Origin of the sequence: Mesorhizobium sp. M7A.F.Ca.CA.002.09.1.1 (genome assembly GCF_003998555.1) — a bacterium.
Classification (GTDB): domain Bacteria; phylum Pseudomonadota; class Alphaproteobacteria; order Rhizobiales; family Rhizobiaceae; genus Mesorhizobium; species Mesorhizobium ciceri.
The window spans coordinates 1-1,917 of record NZ_RZRR01000989.1 but is presented as its reverse complement, the minus strand read 5'-3'; the positions used below and the strand labels follow the sequence as shown (position 1 = coordinate 1,917).

Annotated in this window: 2 protein-coding genes and 1 pseudogene; 1 reads left to right on the top strand and 2 read right to left on the bottom strand. The window is 60.6% G+C overall.

Translation table 11 applies throughout. The features are described 5' to 3' along the window. Both EN994_RS36900 and EN994_RS29305 read right to left on the bottom strand, forming a co-directional pair. A pseudogene (locus tag EN994_RS36900) lies at positions 1–81 on the bottom strand (phosphate ABC transporter substrate-binding protein); the annotation flags it as partial. Positions 82–172: 91 nt separating this feature from the next. Further along, on the bottom strand, positions 173–1,183 hold the full coding sequence (locus EN994_RS29305) for a fatty acid desaturase (RefSeq protein WP_164746312.1): 1,011 nt from the start codon (positions 1,181–1,183) through the stop codon (positions 173–175). Between the two features lie 230 nt (positions 1,184–1,413). Here EN994_RS29305 and EN994_RS29300 point away from each other — a divergent pair. After that, positions 1,414–1,917: helix-turn-helix transcriptional regulator (locus tag EN994_RS29300; RefSeq protein ID WP_127308046.1), on the top strand; the 504-nt coding region annotated here is incomplete at its 3' end.

The following is a 1,917-nucleotide window of genomic DNA, read 5'->3' as shown; positions in this document are numbered from 1 at the left end:
CAGCAGCACCCATTGCGCGTCGACCTCATCGCGCATTTCGGGCCAATCATACATCGGCAACGCCGCAACCAATTCACTCATGCCGATATCAAATCATCATGTCTGGAAAAAGGATCGCGAAAACGCGGCGTCCAATCAGAATTGGCCGACACGGATTCCGGGTAGGCCGGAATTATTCCTTGGGCGGCTCGGCGGGAACCGGCGCACTGCCGAGCCCGCTGATGCTGCGCGCCCTGATGCGCGGCTTGAAGGCCCTGCCCGGCTCAGGCGCACGCCGCAGCACCGGGTGCACGATCGGCTCTTTCGCCTTGAACGCATAGGCTTTGACCAGCGCGAAATAATTCGGATAGGCATAGCCATTGTTCATCCGCAGCCATTCCTCACGGCGGTCGCGAAACAGCTTGGGCAGCTTGTACCAGGCCACGGTCGGGGTCTTGTGATGGACGAAATGCAGATTGTTGTTGAGGTACAGGAACGACAGCGGCGAGCGCTCGACGATCACCGTACGGCCTTCCGGATGTTCCGACCATTGATGCTCGGCGAACGTACGGATCGAGATCAGCGACTGGCCGAGCCAGACCGGCACCAGAATGTAAAGCCACAGCGGGATGCCGAAGCCGAACTGAACGATCGGCAGCACGACGGCCAGGCCGATCGCATGCAGCAGCCAGGCCTTGCGGATCGGCTTGTCGCCGGCGATCACCTGCTTGGCATCGTCGATGAAGAAGCCGACGCAGGACAGCCACGGGCCGAGCACGAAGCGGCCTGCCATGGTGTTGTTGATCTTGAGCAGGAATTTCATCGTCGGCGGCAGCTCGTCATGCTGCCAGAGCGCCTGATAATAGCTTTCCGGGTCATCGAGCGGGTCGGTCAGCCGCTCGTCGGCGTGGTGACGCAGATGAATGGTCTTGAAGCGGCGGAACGGCCAGACCAGACCGATCGGCAGAAACACGAAGGCTTCGTTGACCCGCGCGTTGCGCGTCGGATGCCCGTGCAGCACTTCGTGCATGATCGACGACTGCAATGCGGCGGTGAAGGCGAGGACGGCGAGCGCCAGGACGGGATAGGAAGGCCAGAGCAGGAAACCGGTGGCGAGCCATGTCGCGTAGCAGAAGAAGGCGAGTACCACGGTTGGCCACTCAATGGCCCGTACGCTGTGTCGCCTGATGCTCTTGCTCGTCATGCTATCGACCACTGCCCCTCAGTCGCCGGAATCCCAATTGATTCCTGACAGCATTGTGTCAGGAGAAATGATTCCACTCAACGAGACAAAGTGCACAAACTGTTGCGATTGCGCATTTTTGACCGCACATGTTATACATTGTAAACAGACTTAGGGATTCATTTACGCCTAACGCCACCCTCGGAGCGGTTCCGGCGCAAATTTTTCCTCAATCCAGGTGGAGCACGGACATGGACAAGCGCGACCTGTCGACGATCTTCCGCGAGCGACTGAAAATGCTCTTGACACGCTCCGACCTGAACCAGTCGGCCTTTGCAACCGCGGTCGGCATCGACCGCTCGGCGCTGTCGCAACTGCTGTCGGGCGCCTCGACGCGCCTGCCCCGCGCCGAAACACTGCTTAACATCGCCGCCGAGTTCAAGGTGTCGCTCGATTGGCTCCTCGGCCTCAGCCAGGACGAAGGTCTCACCGGCGAAATCCGCGAAAGCCTGGAGATCGAAGAGGCACCGGATGGTTTCGACCGCACGCTGTTGGCCAAATGGCATGCCGAGGCGGCAGGCACCAAGATCCGCTACGTGCCTGCCGGCATTCCCGATCTTCTGCGCACCGAAGCGCTGGTCGACTACGAAGCCGGCATCGCCAACAAGAGCCGCCTGGCGCAGGCCGGCGAAACGCAATACCGCATCGACTACAACAGGCGGCCTGAGACCGACATGGAAGTCTGCATGCCGCGC

Excerpts from the sequence above, each read along its gene's own strand:
- EN994_RS29305 (WP_164746312.1), bottom strand. The coding sequence starts at position 1,183 with ATGACGAGCAAGAGCATCAGGCGACACAGCGTACGGGCCATTGAGTGG.